The 1,630-nt window shown below is 52.5% G+C and carries 2 protein-coding genes; both read right to left on the reverse strand.

The window, feature by feature from the left end:
- On the reverse strand, window positions 1–188 hold a 188-nt coding region (locus QME66_13790), incomplete at its 3' end, for a hypothetical protein (GenBank protein MDI6810012.1).
- Window positions 188–1,270 carry an IS630 family transposase gene (locus tag QME66_13795; GenBank protein MDI6810013.1) on the reverse strand — a complete coding sequence of 361 codons (1,083 nt, stop codon included), beginning with the start codon at window positions 1,268–1,270 and terminating at the stop codon, window positions 188–190. The genes QME66_13795 and QME66_13790, both read right to left, overlap by 1 nt.
- Window positions 1,271–1,630: the final 360 nt, after the last annotated feature.

Raw genomic sequence — 1,630 nt, forward strand, 5'->3', positions numbered from 1 at the left:
CGTCCGAGGTTGGTGTGCGTCTGGAAACCAGCGACAACTTCCTCAGTTCCATCAAGTTTTCCAAACGCGCCCTCAAGCGGGTTCATGAAGACGACGACGTATTCGAGACCGACAACTTCGATACGGCCAAGGGACAGTTGATTCTCCGACTGGAGATCGGTATGGGTTCGGCGGATATCGAGTTTCACTAGTGTGGTGTCCCTAACGCTTCTTTACAGCGATTGACCTTTCGAAGGATCATATCTGCGTCTTTCGTCCAGCTAAAGATCGTCGGATTACTGTTATAGTCTCTGATATAGTCATTGATGGCGGTGACGAGTTGCTTGACGCTGGTAAAAGTTCCTCGGCGGATGCGCCGCTGTGTGATTTGCGAGAACCAACTTTCAACCAAATTGAGCCAAGAGCTTCCCGTGGGTGTAAAGTGCAACTGGAAACGAGCGTGACCTTTCAACCATTCTTTAACCTTTGCCGTCTTGTGTGCGCCATAGTTATCAACGATTAAGTGGAGAGTGAGGTCGGTTGGCGTTTCCCGGTCGACTTTGCTGAGAAACTGAATAAATTCCTCACTGCGATGACGGGGATGGCACACGCCGATGACTTTGCCGTCGAGCAGACTGAGAGCTGTAAACAGAGTGGTTGTCCCATGCCGCTGGTAGTCATGGGTCTGACGCGCCGGAATCCCGGGTCGTAACGGCAGAACCGGTTGGGTGCGGTCTAAGGCTTGAATCTGACTCTTCTCATCCACTGAGAGCACTAACGCTTTGTCCGGGGGATTGAGATAGAGTCCGACAATGTCCCGCAGCTTCTCGACAAAAAAGGGATCACGAGAGAGCTTGAAGCTTTCCAGGCGGTGCGGCTGCAACCGATGCTGCTGCCAAATTCGGTGGACGGTCATCCGTGACTGACCTTGTGCCTTCGCCATGCTGCGCACACTCCAATGGGTGACCTGGGCTGGCGTGGTGTGCAAGGTCGCTTCCACCACCCGTTGGATCACCGCTGCCGTGATCGCCTTCTTTCGTCCCGGTCGAGGCGCGTCCTGCAATAAACCCTTCACCCCCTTTTGTTCAAACCGTCCCCGCCACAAGAGTACCGTCGGACGGGAAACTTCCAACTGGCGGGCTATCGCACTGTGTGTCTTCCTCGCCGCTACCAGAAGCACGATCCGCGCACGTAATGCCACCTTCTGAGGCGTCTTACCACGCCTCACCAGAGCTTCCAGTTCCCGTCGCTGAACATCATTTAGTCTAAGAGGTCTGGCAATATTGTTCATGCCCCATAATAAAAAGTTCAAATCTATCTGTCAAGCTATTTCTGGGACACGACACTAGTATTACCTTGCGAAGAAAGCCTATAGGTCGGAGGGGCACAGCACGCTGTGCCCGCGGGCACGTGCAACGTGCCCTTGCGAGTTTCAATACAGAAGGAATCTCCGCAAGAAAGCACTAGCAACAAGCCCGCATCCGAAGTGATCAATTCATTTCTGAAGACCACCCTCAAATTCCGGCTGACAGAAGAGAAAAGCACTCCCTGCTTACACTCTGTCATCTTCAAAGTTTTCAAGTCGGTCCATTTATCATCAACTCTGGCTACAGCTTTGAGGCTCTCTTGCCAGTCTAAGATCATGTTTGTG

Source organism: Candidatus Eisenbacteria bacterium (genome assembly GCA_030017955.1).
Lineage (GTDB): Bacteria > Eisenbacteria > RBG-16-71-46 > JASEGR01 > JASEGR01 > JASEGR01.